Here is a 22829-nt window from a genome sequence, read left to right as displayed (position 1 = left end):
GTGTCGAAATTCAAGCCATTTCTGCGAAATGTTTTTGATCGCGGACCATGGCATTCAGGATCGTCAGTAGCTTTCTCATACACGCAACCAGCGCCACTTTCTTCGTCTTCCCTGTAGCAAGCAGATGGTTGTAGAACCTCTCGATCACCGGGTTGTGGCGCTTCGAGGACAAGACAGCCATGTAAAGCACACTTCTCACCTCAGCTCGACCACCCCATATCCTTCTACGGCCTTTGTACTGGCCGCTATCGCAGTTAAAAGGAGCCACACCAACCAATGCAGCCACTTGTTTACGATTAACCTTGCCAAGCTCCGGAACCATCGCCAGCAGCGATAGTGCGAGCACGTTGCCAACACCTGCGACTTCGCGCAGCAAATCATAATTGGCCTTCCAGACCGGGGAAGCCTTGATGGCCTCGTGCAAGTCATCGTCTGTGCTTTTAAGGCGCTTTTGAAGCCAGATGATATGTGCCTTGATGTCTCTTCGAAGTGCCTTGAATACCGCCTGCTTTAGCCGAGACTCCTCCGCCACGATCATGTCGATGAGTTGGCGGCGTCGAGTGAGTAGGTCTGCCAGCTCACGAGCGTGTTCATCTGGTATCTCTCGAATCTCGGGTTTGACCGCCTGAGCAAACTCCGCAATCACCTGGGCATCCAAAGCATCGGTTTTAGCCAACCGACCGGTAGCTTTGGCGAAATCACGCACCTGACGAGGGTTGACGACAACGACTGGTAGTCCTGCAGCGCAAAGCTCCGCAGCCGCAAGCCGCTCATATCCCCCAGTCGCCTCCAACACCACCAAAACCGGGTCCTGAGCCTTGAGATGTTTAGCTAAACGATGGATATCTTCTTGAGTATTGAAAAACTGTTCGACTTGGCCAGTCGTGCTGACAAATGAGTCGAGCTTGTTTTTGGAAACATCAATTCCGACGAACGCAGAGTTATGATCCATGGCGTTTTCCTCACGTCCAACCTTGCAGAATCGGGCTTTGCGCCCAGGCAACCGTTCGGACTAGTTTAGAAAAGAACCTGCTTCGACCCATGCTCACTCACGATCTCGAAATCTGAGGGCACAACGGTCTGAAGCAGGTGAAAATAATCTTACAAGGGTACACCGAGCATTAGCGAGGTGCCGAGTGGTGGGGCAAGAGCGTTTTGCTTACTTTTGCGCTTTTCAAAAGTGAGCCGCCGTCAGGGCGGAACCCTAAGTGGCCGTTGCCGCAGGAACGGATATGTACTCGGTCCAATCCAACATTCTGGTCGGCCCTGAGGCCGTCATCGGGGGCAAGCCCCCTCCCACATTTGGGCCGGGATCGACACAACATCCTGGTCGGCTCTGAGGCCGCTATCGGGGGCAAGCCCCCTATGCCGGTATTGCCTGGGCGTAAACCCGGTCGACGCCTTGAACTGCCGGGTGAATGCACTGTGGTCGGTGTAGCCGCACTGCAACGCCACTTCGGTAATCGGCAGTTCACTGTGCAGCAATCGGTGAGCATGCTCCAGCCGCACCTTCTGGATCATCTGCCGGGGCGTGAGGTGGAACACGCGCTTGCAGTAGCGTTCCAGTTGCGCCACGGAGATGTCGGCAATGCGTGTCAGCTCGCCGAGGGTGACACGGCGGTTGAAGTGGGCGCGGATATGCTCGTCCACCGCTGCCAGGCGCTGATAGGCGGGATGGGTCTGGCTGGCCGATTGCAGGTCGAGCGAGATGCCGGCCAGGCCGATGATCGCGCCGCCATCGTTATACAGCGGCCATTTATGCGTCAGGCACCAGCCCGGTTCGCGGCTGCCGTAAAGGTGCAGCTCAAGCTGGTCTTCCAGCACCAGCCCCTGTTGCAGCACCCGCCGGTCCTGTTCGGTATAGCCCGGCCCCAGTTGCGCCGGGAACACTTCGGCGCTGGTCTTGCCCAGCAGTGGTTGCAGGTGCCGCAGGCCGCAGCGCTGCACCAGGGTGCGGTTGGCGAGCACATAGCGGGCCTCGATGTCCTTGATGAAAATCGCCGCGTTGGGGATCACGTCCAGCAACGGCAACAGCTGCGCCGCGCCCGTCAGCAACTGCTCGATGCTGTGGGGGCGACTGCCCTGCAAGAGACGCGCAAACACGTGCTGCACCATGACTTAATCGCCCGTTTCCGACCCCGACGCCGAGCAGATTGCCCCAGGCCCGACACACTGTCGAGCGCTGAAACTGTGCCGAATTCGTCATCCATCCCGATGCAAACCATCAAGCGCCGCCCGTTCATGGGGTTCACGATAGCACCGTACTTTCTCCGGCCACCCACTGATGGAGCCTTGCATGAAACGCCTGCACGTTATCGACTCCCACACCGGCGGCGAACCCACGCGCCTGATCATGAATGGCTTCCCCACACTGGCCGGCGCCACCCTCGCCGATCAACTCGACGACCTGCGCAGCCAGCACGATCAATGGCGCCGCGCCTGCCTGCTGGAACCCCGCGGCAACGACGTGCTGGTGGGCGCGCTGTATTGCGCGCCTGTCACCCCGGGCGCGACCTGTGGCGTAATCTTCTTCAACAACGCCGGCTACCTCGGCATGTGCGGTCACGGCACGATCGGCCTGGTTGCCTCGCTGCACTACCTGGGGCTGATCGCGCCGGGCGTGCACACCCTCGACACCCCGGTGGGCCCGGTGGCGGCCACGCTGCACGCCGACGGCGCGGTGACTCTGCGCAACGTTCCCGCCTATCGCTATCGCCATAAGGTCGCGGTGCAGGTGCCGGGCCATGGCGGGGTCGTGGGTGATATTGCCTGGGGCGGCAACTGGTTTTTCCTGGTGTCCGACCACGGTCAGGCGCTGCAGATGAGCAACGTCGACGCCCTCACCGACTACACCTGGGCCATGCTCAAGGCCCTTGAAGCCCAAGGCATCCACGGCGAAGACGGGGCGCTGATCGACCACATCGAACTGTTCGCCGATGACACCCAGGCCGACAGTCGCAACTTCGTGATGTGCCCAGGCAAGGCCTATGACCGTTCCCCCTGCGGCACCGGTACCAGCGCCAAGCTCGCCTGCCTGGCGGCCGACGGCAAGCTCGGCCCCGGAGAGCCCTGGGTCCAGGCCAGCATCACCGGCAGCCAATTCCAGGCCCGCTATGAATGGGACGGCGACCGCGTACGCCCGTTCATCACCGGCCGCGCCCACATGACCGCCGACAGCACCTTGCTGATCGACGAGCAGGACCCGTTTGCCTGGGGCATCTGAGCCCTTCCTCCTACTCAAGCACCAAGGAGTCAGCACCATGAGCGACAACATCTTCACCGGCTGCATGCCCGCCCTGATGACACCCTGCACCCCCGCACGCAAACCGGACTTCGACGCCCTGGTGGCCAAGGGTCGCGAACTGATCGATATCGGCATGAGCGCGGTGGTGTATTGCGGTTCCATGGGCGACTGGCCGCTGCTCACCGAAGCCGAGCGCCAGGAAGGCGTGGCGCGCCTGGTGGCCGCCGGCATACCGACCATCGTCGGCACCGGCGCGGTGAACAGCCGTGAGGCCGTGTCTCACGCGGCGCATGCGGCCAAGGTCGGCGCGCATGGCTTGATGGTGATTCCGCGTGTGCTGTCCCGTGGCGCCTCGGCCACCGCACAAAAGGCCCACTTCGCGGCGATCCTCAAGGCCGCGCCCAACCTGCCTGCGGTGATCTACAACAGCCCGTACTACGGTTTTGCCACCCGCGCCGATCTATTCTTCGAACTGCGCCGCGAGCACCCGAACCTGATCGGTTTCAAGGAATTCGGCGGCGCTGCCGACTTGCGCTATGCAGCGGAAAACATTACCTCCCAGGACGATGACGTGACACTGATGGTGGGTGTCGATACCCAGGTAGTGCACGGCTTCGTCAACTGCAATGCCACCGGCGCCATCACCGGTATCGGCAACGCGTTGCCACGGGAAGTCCTGCAACTGGTGGCGCTGAGCAAACAGGCCGCTACGGGCGATGCCAAGGCCCGGCGCCAGGCCCGCGAGCTGGAAGCCGCACTGGCGGTACTGTCCTCGTTCGACGAAGGCTGCGACCTGGTGCTGTATTACAAGCACTTGATGGTGCTCAACGGTGACCAGGCCTATGCCCTGCACTTCAACGAAACCGATGTGCTCAGCGACGCTCAACGCCGCTATGCCGAGCAGCAGTACACGCTGTTCCGCCATTGGTACGCCAACTGGTCGGCCGAGCAGAGCGTCGCTTGATCCCTGTGGCGAGGGAGCTTGCTCCCGCTGGCTACGCAGTAGCCCCGGCTTTAGCGATGACCAACCCCCACTCAGCCGACGTCGTCGTGGTCGGCGCAGGCATCATCGGCGTTGCCTGCGCCTTGCAACTGGCGCGACAAGGACGGCAGGTGCTGGTGATCGACGCGCAGGCGCCCGGCATGGGCGCGTCCTATGGCAATGCCGGGCACCTGGCCACCGAGCAGGTGTTTCCGATCGCCGACCTGTCGATCCTCAAGCGTCTGCCGGCCATGCTGCTCGATCCCATGGGCCCGCTGCGCCTGGACTGGACCTACCTGCCCCGCGCCCTGCCCTGGTTCGTGCGCTTGCTGCTGAACCTGCGGCCGACACACTACCGGCGCACCGTCGCCGGCATTCGCGCGTTGAACGAAGCCAGCCTGGGCGCGTGGCAGCAGTTGTTGCGCTCTATCGGGCAACCGCAGCTGCTGCGCGAAGAGGGTTCGCTGCTGGTCTACGAGCACGCCGAATCCCGCGCGGCGCTGGATGCCTTGCAACAGCGGATGCAACAGCAAGGCGTGCCCGTAGCATTCTGGTCCGCTGAAGCGGTGCACACGGCGGCGCCGCAGCTAAGCGAGGCGATACGGGGCGGTCTGTTTTTTCCCGCTACGGGGCATTTCCTCGACCCGTACCAGGTAGTGAGCGAGTTGGTGAGCGCCGCCGAGGCCCTTGGCGTGACATTCCTGCAACGGCGCGTCGTGGATGGCCGCGTCGAAGGTGACGGCGTTTCATTGATGACCGACACAGGCGCAGTGACAGCGCGCCAGGCCCTGATCGCCTGCGGCGCCCATTCGGCTCATCTCACCGCCGCCCTAACCGGCAAACACGTACCGCTGGACACCGAGCGCGGCTATCACCTGATGCTGCCCCGCGAACACCAGCGCCTGCCCTTCGCCGTCACTTCACTGGAGCGCAAATTCATCATGACCCCCATGCCCGACGGCCTGCGCCTGGCCGGCACCGTGGAATTCGCCGGCCTGGAACGTCCGGCCAACATGCAGCGGGCATGGCAGTTGCACCGCTTGAGCGACGGCCTGTTCCGCCAGCCGCTGAATGCCGCTGACGCCACACCGTGGATGGGCTTTCGGCCCTCCCTGCCCGACTCGCTGCCGATCATCGACCGGGTGTGCAACGGCAAGGTGCTGCTTGCGTTCGGTCATCAACACCTGGGATTGACCCAGGCGGCGGTGACGGCGGAAAAAATCGCCGGGCTGGCAGGCGGTGAGGAGGTGCCTGGATTGCAGGCGTATCGATTGGAGCGGTTCTGATAAAGCCCTTTTATTTGACCAGCCGCTTCTCTTTAGAAGGTCGATAGCCGAAATACGCGCTGTAGCACTTGCTGAAATGACTCGGTGACACAAACCCGCAGGCCACCAGCACGTCCACCTGCGACAGCTCGGTGTGCTGCAACAGGCGCCGCGCTTCGGTCACGCGCAACTCCATGTAGTAGCGCTGCGGCGTGGTGCCCAGCTGTTCCTTGAACAGCCGTTCCAGCTGGCGACGCGAGCGGCCGGCGTAGACGGCGAGTTGGTCGAGCTCGAGCGGTTCTTCCAGGTTGGCGTCCATCAACTTGAGCACTTCGCGCAGCGGTGCGCTGACGCAGACGTTTTCGGTCGGTTTGATGCGTCGGTAGCGCGACTCTTCGAAGGCGAGGATGTCTTCAATGCCTTCGACCAATGCCTTGCCGTGCAGGCTCTTGATCCAGTCCAGGGCCATATGAAAGGCGCCCGAGGGGCTGGAAGCAGTGAGTCGATCGCGGTCGATCACGTAGGGCTCGCTGGTGACCTGCGCGGCCTTGGACACCTCCGCCAGCGCCGGCCGATGCTCCGGGTGAATGGCGCAACGGTAGCCCTGCAGCAGCCCGGCGCGGCCGAGAAACCACGAGCCATTCCACAGGCCGGCAAGCCCGATACCCTGTTCGGCCGCGGCGCGCAGGATGTGGATGAAGTCTTCACTGGCCTTGAGCTCGGTGCGAAATCCACCGCAGATCACCAGCAGGTCCAACTCCTGCAACACAGCCTGCTCCAGGCGCGCATCGGGACGGATGACCAGGCCCAGGTCGCTGACAATCTCGTGCTCGTCCCAACCGAACGTGCGTGTCGCGAACAGCTCGGGGCGCAGCAGGTTGGCGGTGACCAGCGTGTCGAGGGTTTGGGTGAAGGCAGGCAGCGAGAAGTGTTCGAGCAGCAGGAAGCCGATGCGGGTGACCGCCACTGCCTGCTGGGGGTTGTCATTGAGGTAGCGCAGGTTCTTACCCTTCATGCCACCGCTGAACTGGCGTCTTTCCATCGAGGGTTGGCCCACTCTTATTGTTGATGCAGTGGGCGCTATCTTAGGGGCAAACGCACGAGCTGTCTCATTCCTTGCGGCTGATCAGCTAAAACCTGTGGTGCCTGAAAACCTGCGGCCCAGGCGCTGGCGCGTCATCTGATACGGTTTTTTTCGCACCATCTGCCGCTGTATCGAAAACCGCCCGAAGCGGACAATGGCGCCATCCGACATTCCTGTCGTTCCCCTTCCCTTTGGAGGCCTTATGACCAAGATGGCTATTTTCCTGTTCGGTTTCCTGGTGTTGACCATCGGCATCGGCTTGCTGGCGACCATCTCGCCGGTCTAGCTGTCACCCCACGAAAAGCATCGGGTACAGCGACAGCACCAGCAAACCCGCCATGCTCCAGTTGAACGCCCGCAACCAGCGCGGCTCGCGCAATACACTGCGCAAGCCGCTGCCGCAGCCCACCCACACGCACACACTCGGCAGGTTGACCACGGCAAACACCAGCGCAATCACCAGCACGTTGGTCACGTAACCCTCAGCCGGCGTATAGGTCGTGATCGCGCCCAGTGCCATGATCCACGCCTTGGGATTGACCCACTGGAAAGCCGCCGCACCGAGAAAGGTCATCGGTTTGCCCTGTTCGTCATCGCTGTCCGCCATGCCGCCGGCGTTGGCAATCTTCCAGGCCAGGTACAGCAGATAGGCAGCGCCGACATAGCGCAACAGCATGTACGCCCACGGGAACAGCTTGAACACTTCGCCCAGGCCCAACCCCACGCAAATCACCAGTACCATGAAGCCGATACTGATACCCAGCGCATGGGGCATCGAACGGCGAAAGCCGAAATTCACGCCCGATGCCAACAACATGGTGTTGTTGGGTCCCGGGGTGATTGAAGACACGAAAGCGAACAGCACAAAGGCTGACAGAAGACTGGTGGACATGAACATGGCGCGGCATCCAGACGAAGGTGATGTGCCTGCGACAGTAGAGGGTTGCGCGACCTATCGCCCCATACAGCTGGCACTGGATCGAGGAATACACTTTGACGACATGGGTTTCACGAAGCTTTCACAGACGGACGCCTAAAGTTATCCCAGCTCCTACATGAACACCTTTTAGCCCGCTCCCCCATCGCGGGCTTTTCTTTGCCTGTAATTTTCTCCGGGTAACCAGGATGGACGCTTGATAGACGATCTCGGCGGTCCCAGGACTGCGCAGCAGGAACTGTTCTACGACCTTGAAGATGCCGGCGCAGTGATCGGCTGGTCGGTGGTTGAACTGACGGCCATGGCGGCCGACGGCAAAGCGGATGATCAAGCGGCGCTGCTGATCAAAGTATGCGAACTGCTGGCCGTGCAGCAGAAACGCCTTGAAGACTACGCGAATGAAGTCAAAGAGCAGCGAATCAATCGCTCTGAAGCGGCTGGCTGAGACCAGCCGCAACGCTGCATTGGGCCAATCAGCGGTGTTGCGCTGAATGCTGGCCTCCATCAGCATGTTGTTTTTTTACACGCTTTCGCGCCCTGAGTTCGTATTGGTGGTGGACAAACCAGATCACCAGAAGCAGAGCCGTTACGCCGAAAACCAGGGTTAAAAGCTCTAGCGCAGTACCTTCGTGTGCAAACATTTTTCGTTCCTCATCCTGAAGCCGTGTGACCGGAAAACAGTCACACCGAAATTGTTTGTAACAATACAAACAATTTCAGGGTAGTCGGCACAAGCGCTGGTGACAACCCTTACCGGGCCGGAACCCTTGATCTAGACGTGTCATTCGTCGAAAACTACTGATTCGGGATGGGAGAAATCGCTGGCCGGGTCATTTTGCACCGCAAAAAAAAACCCGGCGCCAGGCCGGGTTCATTAGCTTGAATCAATCACTAGTTATCCGGATGCTCACTCGCCACCGAATCGGCCGCATCCACATCCGACATATCCTCCTCCAGCGGCGCCTCGTCGTCCGGCGGCAGTGGAATATTGTCCTCATCACGCTTCGGATCGTGGCCTGTTTCGTTATCGGTGCTACGAGTGACTGCCTGCTGGGACAGGTTACCTGGGGCATTCTCGTTGATGTGCATGCTGGCTCTCCGTCATACGCCCGGGATATCCGCGCTTGATATTCAGAAACGCCATGGCAGGCAGAGTGCCGGTTGATAGACGAATGGTGATCCCATGTGGGAGGGGGCTTGCCCCCGATAGCGGCGTGTCAGTCAATATAGGCATTTCTGACCCACCGCTATCGAGGCCAAACCCTAATTGTAGGAGCGAGCTTGCTCGCGAAAAACTCACAGGCACCGCGTTCATTCAGGAAGCACGCATTATCGTTGACGTTTTTCGCGAGCAAGCTCGCTCCTACAGACGGCTGTGCACTTGACTGATCTGAGTCCTGCCCCTTGAGCAGATGAGTTTTCACTTTTTCACAGGCAATAAAAAACCCCGTAGACGCTAATCTACGGGGTTTTCAAGAGTGGAGGCCGAGGTCGGAATCGAACCGGCGTAGGCGGATTTGCAATCCGCTGCATAACCATTTTGCTACTCGGCCTCAAACGATCAATGCCTGTGTCGCCGGCACTCATCGCATACAAACTTGAGTGGGCTCTGTGAAGCGCGCCTCTACTCTAACTTACCTAACTCATTGAATACATTAAAGTTTTTAATGCTTCATTGCGTTCGATGGGCGCCATTATGTACTTATTTGCTTTTGCCCGCAACCCCTTGATTTCAAAAATATTTCGCATTGGCATCAAGGGGTTGCGTGCCCGCCCTACTCCTTCACCCGTTGCGTCTGGTACTGCGGGTCGGCCTTGATCTGGGCTTCGGTGAAGGGCAGTGGGCGTAACTGTTTCTCGGAGAAGGCCTGGGTCTGGTCCACGGCGTATTTTGAGTCAGGGTTGCTGGATTCGGAGAACGCCAGTACGCCTACCGCCTGGGGGCCTTTGTCGTCGAAGGTGACGATTTGCAAATAGCTGGTGCCGCTGACGACTTCGCGTTTGCCGTCGGCGCGGGGCACAGTTTGCATGGCGTTGTAGATGCCTAGTTCTTGCGGGCCGCCATGGATGGGGGTTTGGCCGGAGACCTGGATGTCGCCCCAGCGCGTCAGGCCGAGCTTGTCCACGGCGGCGCTGGAAGCAAGCATTGCTTCGCGCAGGGCTTTGGCCACGGGCGCGCGGTCGATGGCCAGGCCGCTCGGGGTGGTCAGTGGGTGGGCCGGGTCGAAGGCGACGCGCCAGGCATCGGGCATCTGCTGCAGGTGTTCCACCAGGTTGATGAAGTGCACCAGGCCCAGGCCGCTGTCGAGGTTGGCGCGTTGGTCCCAGGTTTTCAGGCTGTTGCACAGCGGCTGGAGCGCGGCGGCATCGTTGCCCAGGTGCTCGGCGCAGAATGCCAGCAGGTCAGGCATGACTTGGCTTGCCAGGTACACCTCGTTGTCCATGACCATGTTTTGCAGGGCGCTGACGGTGATCGGTTGTTTCTCCAGGGATTGCAGGCGTTGCAGGGCAAAACGCGCACGGGCCCCGAGGCCGATGTTGTCTTGGCTGATCACCGGGGAGAACCCGGTAAGCGGCGCCTTGGGGTTGGCCATCCAGGCCGAATCGTTGGAGTGCTGCACATAGTCGCTGCGTTGCAGTTGCGGCAGCTGGGCGGCCGGGAAGATCCCCGCTTGCGCAGCTTGAGGGTCGATATCCCAGGCGCAGGCGCTGCGGCTGCCGTCGAGCATGATCATTTGCAGGCCGGCGCGCGGGTCGCTGCATTGCGCGAGCTTGGCGGCAGTCACATTGGGCACCACCGACAGGTTCATGTACAGGCTTTGGCCCTGGTCATCGGCGGCCAGGGTGTTGACCCACGGGATGCCTTGCAGGGTGTGCACCGAGCTTTGCAGCGCCTCGAGGCTGCCCGCGCGGTTCATGGCGTACCACTGTTGCAGCACGCGGTCGTTGCCGAGGTTGGCGTCGCGCAGGCTGTAGGCGTAGTGGTTGTCCCAGTCCAGCTTGCCGGGCCATTGCACCACGGGCCCGAATTGCGAGCTATAGACGTCATGGGTAACGTTCTTGAGGCTGCCGTCGGCCTGTTTGACCTGAACGGTCAACGTGTTTTTATCCAGGGGCAGCGACTTGCCGTCGAGCAGGTAACGGGTCGAGTCCTTGGGGTCGAGGGTCAGGCGATACAGGGTGAAATGCTTGGAGGTGTCCACCGTATGCGTCCACGCCACGTGCTGGTTGAAGCCGATATTCACCACCGGCAAGCCCGGCAGCGCCGCACCCATCACATCCAGCTGGCCGGGAATGGTCAGGTGCATCTCGTAGAAACGCATGCCGCCCACCCACGGGAAATGCGGGTTGGCCAGCAGCACGCCGCGTCCATTGAAGGAGCGATCGCGGCCGACTGCCACCGCGTTGCTGCCCCGATCAAGGCTGAAGCGCTGTTGATGCGCCGCAGCCAGTTCGAACGCCTTGGCACCTGGTTGCACAGCGGCGGTAGCTTGCGCAGGCGTCGCGCCCACCAACGCTTCGGCGAATTGACCGACGCCACCTTCCACCAGCAGCCTGCGAGTCAGCTTGACCAGGTCTTCCTTGACCAGCGGACGCACCCATGCGGCCTGACACTGTGCCGGCGCGCCCTGCTCTTTCAGATAGCGGTTGAAGCCTGCCACATAGCCTTCGATACGCTGGCGGATCTGCGGCGTTTGCGCGCGCCAGAATGCCTCGACCTCGCTCGGTGTGTTCAGCCAGGTAAAGAACACATCGCTGGCGAGGTTGTTGCGCTCTTCCAGGGTGGCCTGCTCGGGACCGAAGAACTTCGAGCGCTGGCCGTTCACGGTAACGATTTCATTGGCCAGCAGGCACAAATTGTCCTGGGCATAGGCGTAGCCGATGCCGAAACCCAGGCTGCGTTCGTCGTTGGCACGGATATGCGGCACGCCATAAGTGGTACGCCGAATCTCCGCCGACGCCTGCGCCACCTGCTCGCGCGCCGATGCCGCCAGGCTCAACCCCAGCAACAGCCCTGCCACGCATACCCTGGACAACCCATTGGAAATAATCACGCCGACCCCACAGTCAATTGAACACCCCTCGATAGGGACAACTGCCCCACCGTAAGGACGCAACCCGACGGGAATAATTTAGCCGCGCGCCCGGTTTATTCCGGGCGTGCTGAGTGTGACAAACCCGATACCGACAAATTTTCTACATCCGGCACTTCATGATTTTGCTCGTTCGTTCGTCTTATTGAATAAGAGCACCGTCATTTTCCTGATCAGGCTCTGATAAGGAGTTTTTGCATGTACAACCCACAAGCGCCCACGGATGGACACTCCCCCACCGCCGAAGCCGGTTTCGGCGCTGGCTCACAAGGGTTCGGCAAAACGCCCGAACAGCAGGGCAACCAGCGCATACGCCATTTGCTCAAGTGTTTCGGTCTGCGCACCAGCCTGATTCGGCTGAAGGTCATCGACGCCCTGCTCACCGCTGCCGACAACCAGCGCACCCTCGGCGTGCGCGGTGTGCACAGCCATCTACTGGAGCTGGGCATCCCGTTGTCGTTTCTCAGTGTGCGCGAGGTGCTCAAACGCCTGTGCAGCGAGGGCGTCATCACCCTCAATGCCGACAAGAGCTACAGCCTCCATGAAGAGGCTGCCAAGGTCCTCGCCAGTCGTGCCTGAATAACGTCCGTCAGAAGTTGGGCTTGACCTTGCGCCGCATGATGCCGTTGATCACCACGACGACAACGGCAATCGCAATGGCCAGGTACTGGAAGGTCTTCTCGCTGATGGCGCCAATGTTCTGCAGATAGGACAGGCCGAACATCGAGGCAAGCACGGCCAGGGCGATCAGAATCGAGTATTTCAAACGTTGCTTTTGGGTCATGACGGGTTCCTGAACCTGAAGAGTGTATCCACTGTGTATCGCCGTGCATGCCAAGCACATACCCGATCGCGGGGATGGCACGGGGTCGGCGGAGTCTTATGTTACAGGCCATGAAAAGTTTTGGCTTGTCCTGCGCCTGACAGCCTCTGTGAAGCCCCCTTGGAGAATTGTGAAATGCTTCGACGATTGATCCTGCTGATTCCCTTGATGCTCATGCTGGGCCTGGGCGGTTGTTTCTTCTTCCCGCGTGGCGGCGGCTGGCATGATCACCACGATGAGGGTGGCCGAGGTTACGAACGCCGCTGATGCCCTGCCGATTTAGCGTCACAGCGACCCCACCCGCCGAGCACGACGCGTGCGGCAAGCCCGTGCTTGCCGTACCGACGCTACATATTCGTTAATAACCTTCCAGAGGGCGTATTCGGAACCTTCCGACGTTATCGCCCCAACAATCCGCAGCCCAACCAAGGAAGATTCATCCCAAGAATTATCATCAGGACGTGTGGGCCAATATCATTGGAATCACTCACTTGATCACAGGTATCACCTCCCCTCGTCTGCGCCGGGACGTTCGCACCGATGAAACCGCGTTTACTTCCTACACCCGACCGCTGGCAGAGTCGACCCCAACCACATCCATTCCTGAGGTGCAGCCTGTTACGCCGGTCAGCGCGACGCGTTCCGACCTGATCAAGGGCCTGCACATTACCGATCAACGCCTGCTGCTCAATCAATACCAGGCACTCAATGAGACGCTCCAGGCCCTGCTGTTGCGCCAGCCGACGCTGCACAGTGTCATCAAACAGCAACTCGCCCGCAGCTTCGGCACCACACCGCCTGTGGATGCCTCGTCAGTGTATGTGCATCGCTATGACACCGATGAACAGGGGCAGCGCACACTGATCTCGGGGGAGTGCATCACTGAGGCGTTATTCAACGCGTTGCGCAAGCTCAAGACGCAGGCCGACGGGGAGGCTTCGGCACGTGATGCCGCCGCCGAAGTCGGCTTCTACACCAGCACCTCGCCCAGCGAAAGCAGCCGGGAATTGCGTACCCACGACACACTCCTGTCAATGGCACAGGCCATCGAAAAAGAACTGCCCCTGAGTCTTACCCGATTCTGGACCGAGCCACGCACGGGCGAACCCAATCCTGAGTCACCCCAAACCGTGCTGCTGAATCTGCATCGGGAGATGCTAGCCACGCTGGCCGCCCTGGGAGTGGAAGACGGCGCGTTGACGCCTGCCGCCAAAACCTTGATCGACAAGGCCCTTGAGTATCCGACCCTGGCGGCTCGTGAAAGCGCGATGAAAGACGCTGAAAGGCCCGGTGTCTATCCACTCAAGCTGGACACACCAAGCCCCGACGGCAGTCTGCTGGCGGGCGCCTTCCTGATCACCAGCAGCGATGGCTCGTCGGCGACACGCCCCTTCAATAACGTGCAAACCGACCGCACGCTGCTACCTGCCCAACAGCAGGGACTGACAGTGCTTTATACCCCCCGCGATGGCTACGAAACATTCGACAGCCCGGGCAAGGCACTGGCGGCGTTGCGTCAACGGATCAGCGAGGTCCCCGATGCCGCCGAGCAATTACTGCAGAGCCTGCCGATAGCGGTTCAGCAAGGGCTGAAAGGTGACTGGAAAAATCAACTGAACCAGAACCTCGCCCCGGTTGCGGGCGACGTCGTTGCCGCCGGTATGCCGCAGTTGCTGGAGCGCCAGCGACAACAGGTGAGCGATCAACTGCGAGCGCTTTATGAATCCGAAGAACCGGAACCGCTGCTGGTAGACCCTTGGCGACACCTGTTGACTGAAGCGGGCCTGCACGAAGCGGCTGACCTGGGAGCGCATTTCGACGGTAACAACGTCTTGCTGACGCGCGCGCAGTGGCTGGACAGTCGAGCAGACGCTATCGATGCTCGCCAGGCGCTGGATCAACGCCTCGGCGACCAGGAAAACTGGCGCTACCTGGCGCAAAAACTCAACGAGGCCGCGCAAACCTTGCCGGACACTCCCACGGAGCGAGACGTGTCGGCCATGCTGAAAAAAATGCCGATGAACATTGCGCCGCAGTCCGCCCATTATCAAACCTACGTACGCGCACCTGGCAAGTCCGTAACCCTTGAAGCGTTCATCAGCGAGACCGGCTTGCCTTTGCCCAAAACCGCGGACGACCTCCTGGCCCTGGCGCAAACTGCGAAAGCCCGGGCGCAACGACACCCCTTTGGCAACTTTGCAGGGGGCTTGTCCTGGCCGATCCCCCTGGATATCGATCAACAGAACACGCTGCGCCTGGCTGCCGTCGAATACAGCCATAGCGCTGCGGATTTGCCGCAGGCGATCCCGAAGCGCGGCGTCCTAGAAAATCTTGGCACAAACCTGAGTGTTGCCGACCAGGCATTGCAGGACCCGGTCAAGGTGATCGAAACCCTGATCAGCTCCAGGGAAGGCCAGGCACTGGGCCGGGCCCTGCAAACCAAGATGGATGGCATCCCCACGAAGTCCAGCGCAAACGACTACGCACTCGCGGCGATCCAACTGTTGCTGGACCCCGAATCCCTGACGGCGCCTCAACGTAACCATGTAGCAGGCTACGACCTGGCAAACAAACGCCATTGGGGCAAACCGCTTTCGTCCATCGCCGACAGCCTGCGCCAACACCTGATTGACACAGGGCGCGAATCCCCGGAGTTCGCACACGCCGCCGCCCATCTGTTACTCAGGCGCACGGCGCCGCAACTGCTGGTCAAGAATATTCCTGATTCGGTGGTCTACGGCAGTACCGCGTGGGCGAACCTTTGCATTGCAGTGGCCGCCATCGAAGCCAAAACACCAGGCAGGACGGCCACCATGTCCTTTGCCGAAGTGATGATTACCGCCGACACTGCAGGCGCCGCTTCCGCCTCTGCGCAGGCAGCAGTGATGTTGGACTGGGGCGTGGCCAATAACATTCTTCCAGCACAGGACGATGCCCTGTACCAGCCAGACGACCTGACGAAAGCCCAGGCGCTGTTCAAGGCACAACTCGATAAATCGATCGAAGCCTCATCGCTCATCGGCGGGAGTTTTCCAAGCCGCAAACAAATGGCGCTGGACCTGCTCTTGAAGACCTTCGGCCCCGGCATAGACTTCGAACTCAAGATGCTCTCCAGGTACAACGGCGATATGCCCGGCGCGCCGCGCTCACTGGTGGAAATCGCCATGCAGGAGCAGGTCATGGATGGCCGGTGGATACTCACCAGGACCAATACCGGCGTGAATCTTGATGCGGTCATTGCGTTCACCAAAGGTCCGCAATTCAATATTCAAAGAGCCTTTGAAGACGCGTTTACAACCGCCTTGAACAATCACAAGACCGTCAAGAAAAACGCGATCATCAATGCACTCACCAACCTGCCGCCTGAAGACAGAAAAAACCTGACTCAAGGCAAGCTCAACTATTTTCAGGAAAAAAGTTACAAGGTGGGCATGATCCCCTTCGAAGGCGACTCCTTGTTTCACACCAGCCCTACCGTACTGGTCACCGCGCAGAACAAAGGACAAACCACCACCTATCAAGTCGATACGGTGAACGGTGTTATTAAAAGCCTGGGCAGCAGAAAAACACCGGCAGCCCCGTTAAAGTTCTCCAACGAAATTATCAAGGAAGAGCCCTTTTATCCGGACAGAGAAAGAGTCAAGGTCGTCGACGGCGGGCAATCGGCCCTCGCAAGTATTCCGCTCAACTCGGTGCGGGTTTCGTGGTTTGACCTGGATGGTTTAAAGGAAAGCGCGCTCGACCGTGAACAACCTTCCACGGCTCCCCAGCCCTATATGTTTCTCAACCCACGCACTCACCATATCGCCGACTCCGTGCTCAAGGCGTTGGACCTGGATAACCCAGCCATCAAGCAAGCGGCTGCGGGAACCACAACCCTTGAGCGTAACCACGAAAGACTGACGAACATCAAAGAGTTCGTGCTCAACCTTATTCCCTTGCGCAGCGCAATTGTCAATGCCATGGATGGTAACTATGGCGAGGCAATCAGTGACGTCACCCTGGATATTTTCGGCCTGGTCACCGCAGGCGCCGGTATGGCGGCCAGGATTGGCAAAGTCTTGGGCGCGGCTGGATCAGCAACGAGCAAGGCGCTCAAAGCGTCGAAAATCATGGTGCCGGTGCTGCTCAAGGAGTTGAACCCGTTGAACGGCGTGGGCGACCTGCTAAAGGGCGCGGGTAAATTGACTTACCAAAGCGCCGAAGCCGTCGCTGGCGCGATCGGATCCCCCAAGGGCAACGCAAGCCGCGAAGCGCTGATCAGCGCCGCAAGCCGCTACGAAAGCGCTGCCACCGGCACCTTCAAGGTGGGCGAACAAACGGTGCAAGGTGCTGCCATCAAGCACAACGGAAAATGGTATGCCTTTGATGAAATGACCAGAACCCCCTACGGCCCGCCCAAGGCATTCGACCCGCAACACACTTTCTCGCCGCAGTCACCGAAGCCCACAGACACACACGCCCCCCGAGAAAGAAGCAAGCAGCGCCCAAGACCCTACGACATCAACGGCCGCGTGGCTGCGAAGCCTGCCGGCACGCCAGTGCCTGCGGGCGACTATGTGAAAGAGACGAAAGGAAAGCTGGTGGCCTCGCACTTCAAACGGGACAGCGCCATAAAAGAGGAGGTCATGGCCAAATTCGACAAGGAAATGAATGAGCATTATGACCTGCTGGATAAAACAGGCATCGCGCCACGGACCATTCCTGCCGTTGACGACATCGAGTCGGTGCCCAACCTGTTCGAAAAAGCCTTCAAGGTTTCACAAGGCGTGGTATTGGGCGAGTCGCACGATCAAATGGCAAGTTTCAAGCTGCTTTATCAGCAGGTTGAGACACTGAAGCGTCAGGGTGTCAAAAAAGTCTACTTTGAAGGCCTGATCGATATGCCTCAGGGTCTCGTGCCTGACGGCATCCATGAAGTCGGCAGGAGCGGCAAGCTGCGTACGGAGCCCAGCTTTGAGCAACTCAAACGGAAACTGGAAGAGAACGGTATAAGCGTCTTGCCCATTGACCACTACTACTTGACGCGACACAAGGACACCAGGACGCGCCTTCGCGCGGGTGACCCGGGTTACGACTCCGTAGGCAGGCTCAAGCAAATGAACTACTTCGCATCGCAAACCATCCTGGCGAATTCACCTGACGAAAAATGGGTCGCACTGGTGGGTCATTCCCATATGAATACCTGTGAGGGTGTCCCCGGCCTGGCTGAGCTGACCAAGAGCATCAGCATCGGCGTGTTCGACAACCCCAGCGTGAGGGTCCCTTATGGCTTGAAGGGGAACGATCCCGATCGTTTCCCCAACCCCCAAACGCCTCTGCGCCCCGATGACCTTCCAGGGGACCTGCAAATCTACGTCGGCAAATAACGGTAGCGCTCAAGCCAGTCCAAACAGTGGAGCGAGTGCGAACCTCGTTCCACTGTGGCGTCACCGCGCAAACACCGGGAGCCTGCCGCCGCCCACAAGGCTAGCGCCGCAAACCATTGCCCGGCTGCGCGCACAGCGCCACCAGCCAGTCGACAAACACCCTCACCCGCTGGGACAGCTGACGATGCGGCGGGTACAGCGCCGTCAACGCCATTTTCGGCACGGCCACCTGCGGCAACACCTCCACCAGCGTGCCCTCGGCCAGTTGCTTGAGCGCATGATAATGCGGCGCCTGGATCAGCCCGTAGCCGGCCTCACAGGCAGCGAAATAGCCATCAGAACTGTTTACCGCCACCACCTTCGCCAGGTTGAGCGTGCGCACCTTGTCACCGAGCTGGAATTCCAGGCCAAAGCGCTTGCCGCTGGCGCTGGAGACATACTCGATCATCTGGTGCCGCGCCAGCTCGTCCAGGCTGGCGGGCATGCCGGTGCGCTGCAGATACGCGGGGCTGGCCAGGGTCAATTGGTCCATCATCGCCAGCGGACGCGCCACCAGCGATTCGTCCAGCGCCAGGCCACCGCGCAGCACGCAATCGACCCCTTCGCGAATCAAATCCACCGGACGATCGTTGAGCCCGATATCCAGCTCGATCTGCGGATAGAGCGCGGTGAACGTCGGCAATGCCGGAATCACGATCAGACGGCCAATGCCCGACGGCATATCGATGCTCAGCGTGCCTCGCGGGTTTTGTCGACGGGAGGAAAACACTGCCTCGGTTTCCTCAAGGTCCGTCAGCAACTGCACGCAACGCTGGTAGTACGCCGCGCCGTCCAGGGTCGGGCTGACCTGGCGCGTAGTGCGTTGCAGCAGTTGCACGCCCAGGTGCGCCTCCAATTGCTTGATCAGGATCGTCACCGAGGCGCGCGGCAGTTGCAGGCTGTCCGCCGCCCTGGCGAAACCGCCCAACTCCACAATCCGGGTGAATACACGCATGGCATTGAAACGGTCCACAGTGAGGCCCTGGCAATTGTTTGGACTTTCCAAACAGTGATAGTGCTTTTAGCCGGTTTATCCAGGTTTTGTCGAGCGTGACAATGGCCACCTCATCCACAGGAGCTTCACCATGCGTACTCGTCAACTCGGCAACAACGGCCCTCACGTGTCCGCCATCGGCCTCGGCTGCATGGGCATGAGCGATTTCTACGCACCGGGCATCGACACCTCGCAGGCCATCGCCACCTTGCACCGTGCGCTGGAACTGGGCGTCAACTTTCTCGACACCGCCGACATGTACGGCCCCCACACCAATGAACAGCTGATCGGCAAGGCCATCGCCGGCAAGCGCGACCAGGTGTTCCTGGCCAGCAAGTTCGGCATCCTGCGCGATCCGGCGAACCCGGCGCTGCGTGGTGTGAACGGGCGCCCTGAATACGTGCGCGCCTCCATCGACGGCACGCTGCAACGCCTGGGCATCGAAACCCTGGACCTGTACTACCAGCACCGCATCGATCCCGAGGTGGCCATCGAAGAAACCGTCGGCGCCATGGCCGAGCTGGTGCAACAGGGCAAGGTGCGTTACCTGGGCCTGAGCGAAGCGTCCGCCGCCACGCTGGAACGGGCGCACAAGGTTCACCCCATCAGCGCCCTGCAAAGCGAATATTCATTGTGGAGTCGCGATCAGGAAGACAACGGCTGCCTTGCCGCCTGCCAGCGCCTGGGCATCGCCTTCGTGCCTTACAGCCCGTTGGGCCGGGGGTTTCTGACCGGCGCATTGAAGCGCCCGGAGGATTTCGGCGCCGAGGACTACCGCCGCTTCAACCCGCGCTTCCAGGGCGAGAATTTTGCCAGGAACCTGCAACTGGTCGAGCAGGTGCAAGCACTGGCGGCGGAAAAGGGCGTGACGGCGGGCCAACTGGCGCTGGCGTGGGTGTTGGCGCAAGGCGATTACATCGTGCCGATCCCCGGCACCAAGCAACGTAAATACCTGGAAGAGAATGTGGCCGCCGTGTCGATCACCCTGAGCGCGAACGAACGGGACGCGTTGACAGCGATCTTTCCGGCGGATGCAACGGCCGGCCTGCGCTACCCCGAGGAGGTGATGGCGATGCTGGAGATCTGACCTGGCGGCATCTGCACTTTCTTGCACGCACGTACCTAAAGCTCCCCCGGTCCGGGCCGATAGCCCTACGAAGCTCTAACAAAGCCGCGTCGACAATAACGCTTCGTAAGGACGGCCCCATGCCCCCACTGCGCTCCATCCAAGCCCGCTATACCCTGTTTCTGGTGCTGTTCGTCCTAGTGTTATTGGTGTTGACGGTCGTGGGTATCGGCCAGTTGGTCGCACCCAAGCTGCAAGACACCGAAGAACAGGTGGTGCTCAACCGCGTCGCCGAAGTGGCCGAACAGATCCAGGGCGAACTGAACAAGGTTCAGGCCCAGCAACGCACCATCACCCAGACTGTGCCTCTGCTTGAAAGCGATGCCATCGACAAGGTCCTGCCCGGCCTGGTGGATCAATATGGCGAGCTGAAAGTGTTCGGCGGCGGTATCTGGCCGCTGCCCAACCAGCGCACGCCGGGGCGTAACAAGCACAGTACGTTCTGGCACCGTGACGCCTCGGGCAAGCTGGCGGTCAACACCTTCTGGAACAGCGACGCCGCGCCCAACTATTACGATCAGAGCTGGTACAAGGGCGGCCTCGCCTCGCCCCGTGGCCAATGCGCCTGGGCTGCGGCCTACAAGGACGACGCCAGCCAGGAGCCGCGCACCAACTGCGCCATGGCGATCCAGCGTGACGGCGCCGCCTATGGCGTGGCGACCATCGACGTGACCCTGGGCTTCTTCAATGACCTGGTGGCCAGCAAGGAAAAAGACATTGGCGGGCAAATGCTGATCGTCGAAGGCGACGGCAAGATCATCAGCAACAGCTCGCGCATCAGCGGCCCGGTGGTGCTGAAGAACATCAGTGAGCTGACCGGCACTTCGGCGTTCGCCGCCCAGGTCAGCAAAGCCCTCGCCCATCGCGATCAGGCCCTGCAACGCGCCGAGTTCGACAACCAGGGCGTGGCCAGCACCTTCTACATGCGCCCGATCGAGGGTACCCCGTGGTTCCTCGCGACCGCCCTGCCCACCTCGTTGATTACCGCCCAGCGCAACGATGTGCTCGGCAGCCTGGCGCTGCTGCAAATTCCGATGGTGATCCTGCTGGTGCTGCTGGCGGCGTATGCGATTCGCCAACTGGTACAGCGCATGAAAGCGCTCAAGGGCAATATCGACGCGCTGTCCGCCGGCGACGCCGACCTCACGCGGCGCATCACCATCCGCGCCGAAGACGAACTGGGCGCCATCGGCCATTCGGTGAACCGCTTTATCGTCTACCTGCAAAACATGATCGGCGAAGTGACCCAGGCCACCGGCGCCATGGCCTCGGGCCTAGAGCAGTTGCAGCACACCTCCGCGCACACCAACCAGATCCTGTTGCGCCACGCATCGGAGACGGATCAGACGGTGACCGCCATCACCGAAATGAGCTCCACCGCCGACACGGTCGCGCAAAACGCCGCAGAAACGGCGGCCTTTACCCAGCGCGCCAGCGAGCACGCCGACCGTTCGCGGGTGGTGGTGGGCGAAGCGTCCACCAGCGTCAGCGCCTTGATCGGCGAAGTGGCCAGCGCGACCCACACCGTCGAGAACATGCGCCAGGACGCCGCGCGCATCACCGAAACCCTCGGGGTGATCGGCGCCATCGCCGGCCAGACCAACCTGCTGGCGCTCAACGCCGCAATCGAAGCGGCGCGGGCCGGCGAGCAAGGCCGCGGGTTTGCCGTGGTGGCCGATGAGGTACGCGCACTGGCCGCACGCACCCAGGCCAGCACCTCGCAGATCAACGAGATGCTGGCGCGCTTGACCACCGGCGTCAGCTCGTCGGTAGCCGCCATGGAAAACACCCAGGCCAGTTGCCAGTCGGCGGCGGATGCCACCGCTCGGGTGAACACCGGCCTGGATGAGATGGCCGGTTCGGTCAGCCATATCAACAACCTCAGCACCCAGATCGCCACGGCCGCCGAGCAACAGAGCGCAGTGACCGAAGAGATCAACCGCAGCATGGTGCAGATCCGACAGATGGTTGAAGAGTTGGTACACAGCGGCCATGCCACTGAAACCAATACCCAGAGCCTGCTGGAAGCCAATGGCCGGGTGATTGCCTTGATGGGGCGCTTCAAAGTGCGTTGATCCAGGCCCGACCACTCCCGTGCAAAGCGCGGGAGTCGGGCTATCCTGACAGCTCGTGGTTTAACACTCGCCACACAGGGAGGTGCGTCATGCCCGCGATTGAGCAGTCGGTCCGCTTGGAGCGCATCAGCCAGGAACGCTTCATCCTGGCGCCGGTCGAGACCGTGTATGACTATGTGACCCAGCCCGACCGCTGGCACGAATGGCACCCCTACTCCCTCAGCGCCGACACCGGCACCCGCGGCTCGCTGCCCGCCGGCGCTCGCTTTACCGAAGTCATCGACCTGCTGGGCATCCGCGTGCCAATGAGCTACCGCGTGCAAATTGCCTGTTGCCCCGGCGAGTTCAAGACCGTATTCACCTCGCTGGCGGTCGATGGCTGCATTCATTACGTCCTGCACGCGCAACAGGGCGGCACGCTGTTCAAACGTGTATTGACCTATGAGACCGAACTGCAGCTGGCGACCTTGCATGAACGCATGGTCGCACTCTCGGGCATTGCGCTGGACCGCCTCAAGCAGCGTCTGGAAAACTTCAGCCGTTGACCGCTCTATCGCTTAACTGACCTGATTCAGGGAAAATGCCCGGCCCAATGCCTTATTGTAGGAGCGAGCTTGCTCGCGAAAAACGTCAACGATAACGCGTGCTTCCTGATTGAACGCGGCGCCTGTGAGTTTTTCGCGAGCAAGCTCGCTCCTACAGAGGGCGATATACGCTTAACTGAACAGCATTACGGCCCAGTGCCGCACCTTTTCCGAGACCCACCATGAAATCCCCTGTGCAACGAGCCCCCGCGC

At 60.7% G+C, this 22829-nt stretch carries 20 protein-coding genes and 1 tRNA gene; 11 read left to right on the top strand and 10 right to left on the bottom strand.

What is annotated here, in order from left to right; genetic code table 11:
- Positions 1-10: 10 nt before the first annotated feature.
- Positions 11-952 (bottom strand): IS110 family transposase, encoded by a 942-nt coding sequence (locus MRY17_RS11900; protein WP_191951590.1) that lies wholly within the window; start codon positions 950-952, stop codon positions 11-13.
- Positions 953-1275: 323 nt separating this feature from the next.
- The gene (locus MRY17_RS11895; RefSeq protein ID WP_243353825.1) at positions 1276-2115 is read right to left on the bottom strand and encodes an AraC family transcriptional regulator; all 840 of its coding nucleotides are present in this window, start codon (positions 2113-2115) and stop codon (positions 1276-1278) included.
- Positions 2116-2296: 181 nt separating this feature from the next.
- Between MRY17_RS11895 and MRY17_RS11890 the strand changes: the two genes are divergently transcribed.
- From MRY17_RS11890 to MRY17_RS11880, 3 genes are read left to right on the top strand one after another with little or no spacing between them, the layout of a single operon-like run.
- On the top strand, positions 2297-3223 hold the full coding sequence (locus MRY17_RS11890; protein ID WP_181283642.1) for a 4-hydroxyproline epimerase: 927 nt from the start codon (positions 2297-2299) through the stop codon (positions 3221-3223).
- A 37-nt stretch (positions 3224-3260) separates the two neighbouring features.
- Positions 3261-4208, top strand: coding sequence for a dihydrodipicolinate synthase family protein (locus tag MRY17_RS11885; protein ID WP_243353824.1), 948 nt, complete (start codon positions 3261-3263; stop codon positions 4206-4208).
- 56 nt (positions 4209-4264) lie between these two features.
- Positions 4265-5512, top strand: a complete 1248-nt coding sequence (locus MRY17_RS11880) for an NAD(P)/FAD-dependent oxidoreductase (protein ID WP_181283644.1) — start codon at positions 4265-4267, stop codon at positions 5510-5512.
- Between the two features lie 10 nt (positions 5513-5522).
- Here MRY17_RS11880 and MRY17_RS11875 read toward each other — a convergent pair whose 3' ends face one another.
- Positions 5523-6506, bottom strand: coding sequence for a GlxA family transcriptional regulator (locus MRY17_RS11875; protein WP_191955485.1), 984 nt, complete (start codon positions 6504-6506; stop codon positions 5523-5525).
- Positions 6507-6729: 223 nt separating this feature from the next.
- On the opposite strand from MRY17_RS11875, the gene MRY17_RS26405 reads away from it, so the two are divergent.
- The gene (locus tag MRY17_RS26405) at positions 6730-6861 is read left to right on the top strand and encodes a hypothetical protein (RefSeq protein WP_258232361.1); all 132 of its coding nucleotides are present in this window, start codon (positions 6730-6732) and stop codon (positions 6859-6861) included.
- Positions 6862-6864: 3 nt separating this feature from the next.
- Here the strand turns inward: MRY17_RS26405 and MRY17_RS11870 are convergent, their stop codons facing one another.
- On the bottom strand, positions 6865-7473 hold the full coding sequence (locus MRY17_RS11870) for a LysE family translocator (protein ID WP_191952745.1): 609 nt from the start codon (positions 7471-7473) through the stop codon (positions 6865-6867).
- Positions 7474-7708: 235 nt separating this feature from the next.
- Here MRY17_RS11870 and MRY17_RS11865 point away from each other — a divergent pair, with 235 nt between their 5' ends.
- The gene (locus MRY17_RS11865) at positions 7709-7957 is read left to right on the top strand and encodes a hypothetical protein (protein WP_181283646.1); all 249 of its coding nucleotides are present in this window, start codon (positions 7709-7711) and stop codon (positions 7955-7957) included.
- A 28-nt stretch (positions 7958-7985) separates the two neighbouring features.
- Here MRY17_RS11865 and MRY17_RS11860 read toward each other — a convergent pair whose 3' ends face one another.
- The 4 genes from MRY17_RS11860 to MRY17_RS11845 form a co-directional block, all read right to left on the bottom strand.
- Positions 7986-8153 (bottom strand): hypothetical protein, encoded by a 168-nt coding sequence (locus tag MRY17_RS11860; protein ID WP_191955395.1) that lies wholly within the window; start codon positions 8151-8153, stop codon positions 7986-7988.
- A 250-nt stretch (positions 8154-8403) separates the two neighbouring features.
- Complete coding sequence (locus MRY17_RS11855; protein WP_124358350.1) at positions 8404-8601, bottom strand: hypothetical protein; 198 nt, start codon at positions 8599-8601, stop codon at positions 8404-8406.
- A gap of 390 nt (positions 8602-8991) precedes the next feature.
- Positions 8992-9065 (bottom strand) — tRNA-Cys (locus MRY17_RS11850).
- Positions 9066-9287: 222 nt separating this feature from the next.
- Positions 9288-11567 carry an acylase gene (locus tag MRY17_RS11845; protein WP_243353823.1) on the bottom strand — a complete coding sequence of 760 codons (2280 nt, stop codon included), beginning with the start codon at positions 11565-11567 and terminating at the stop codon, positions 9288-9290.
- 237 nt (positions 11568-11804) lie between these two features.
- Here MRY17_RS11845 and MRY17_RS11840 point away from each other — a divergent pair, with 237 nt between their 5' ends.
- The gene (locus MRY17_RS11840; RefSeq protein WP_181283648.1) at positions 11805-12185 is read left to right on the top strand and encodes a fe2+ zn2+ uptake regulation protein; all 381 of its coding nucleotides are present in this window, start codon (positions 11805-11807) and stop codon (positions 12183-12185) included.
- Between the two features lie 10 nt (positions 12186-12195).
- Here MRY17_RS11840 and MRY17_RS11835 read toward each other — a convergent pair whose 3' ends face one another.
- The gene (locus tag MRY17_RS11835) at positions 12196-12390 is read right to left on the bottom strand and encodes a hypothetical protein (protein ID WP_124386825.1); all 195 of its coding nucleotides are present in this window, start codon (positions 12388-12390) and stop codon (positions 12196-12198) included.
- Between the two features lie 174 nt (positions 12391-12564).
- Here MRY17_RS11835 and MRY17_RS26400 point away from each other — a divergent pair, with 174 nt between their 5' ends.
- Together MRY17_RS26400 and MRY17_RS11830 are read left to right on the top strand one after the other, a co-directional pair.
- Positions 12565-12696 (top strand): hypothetical protein, encoded by a 132-nt coding sequence (locus MRY17_RS26400; protein ID WP_258232362.1) that lies wholly within the window; start codon positions 12565-12567, stop codon positions 12694-12696.
- Positions 12697-12920: 224 nt separating this feature from the next.
- Entirely contained in the window at positions 12921-17798 is a 4878-nt protein-coding gene (locus MRY17_RS11830) for a membrane-targeted effector domain-containing toxin (RefSeq protein WP_243353822.1), read from the top strand.
- 100 nt (positions 17799-17898) lie between these two features.
- On the opposite strand, the gene MRY17_RS11825 is transcribed toward MRY17_RS11830, so the two are convergent.
- Complete coding sequence (locus MRY17_RS11825) at positions 17899-18810, bottom strand: LysR family transcriptional regulator (protein ID WP_191955367.1); 912 nt, start codon at positions 18808-18810, stop codon at positions 17899-17901.
- A gap of 112 nt (positions 18811-18922) precedes the next feature.
- Here MRY17_RS11825 and MRY17_RS11820 point away from each other — a divergent pair, with 112 nt between their 5' ends.
- The 3 genes from MRY17_RS11820 to MRY17_RS11810 all read left to right on the top strand — a co-directional run bounded on the left by MRY17_RS11820 (position 18923) and on the right by MRY17_RS11810 (position 22577).
- Positions 18923-19918 carry an aldo/keto reductase gene (locus MRY17_RS11820; RefSeq protein ID WP_181283650.1) on the top strand — a complete coding sequence of 332 codons (996 nt, stop codon included), beginning with the start codon at positions 18923-18925 and terminating at the stop codon, positions 19916-19918.
- Between the two features lie 119 nt (positions 19919-20037).
- The gene (locus tag MRY17_RS11815; RefSeq protein WP_181283651.1) at positions 20038-22032 is read left to right on the top strand and encodes a methyl-accepting chemotaxis protein; all 1995 of its coding nucleotides are present in this window, start codon (positions 20038-20040) and stop codon (positions 22030-22032) included.
- 89 nt (positions 22033-22121) lie between these two features.
- A complete protein-coding gene (locus MRY17_RS11810; protein WP_243353821.1) occupies positions 22122-22577 on the top strand; it encodes an SRPBCC family protein in 456 nt (151 codons plus the stop codon).
- The last annotated feature ends 252 nt before the right edge of the window (positions 22578-22829 follow it).

It is taken from the genome of Pseudomonas orientalis (assembly GCF_022807995.1).
GTDB lineage: Bacteria > Pseudomonadota > Gammaproteobacteria > Pseudomonadales > Pseudomonadaceae > Aquipseudomonas > Aquipseudomonas orientalis_B.
Note: the sequence above shows the minus strand (reverse complement) of the source record. Positions and strands in the feature narration are given on the sequence as shown.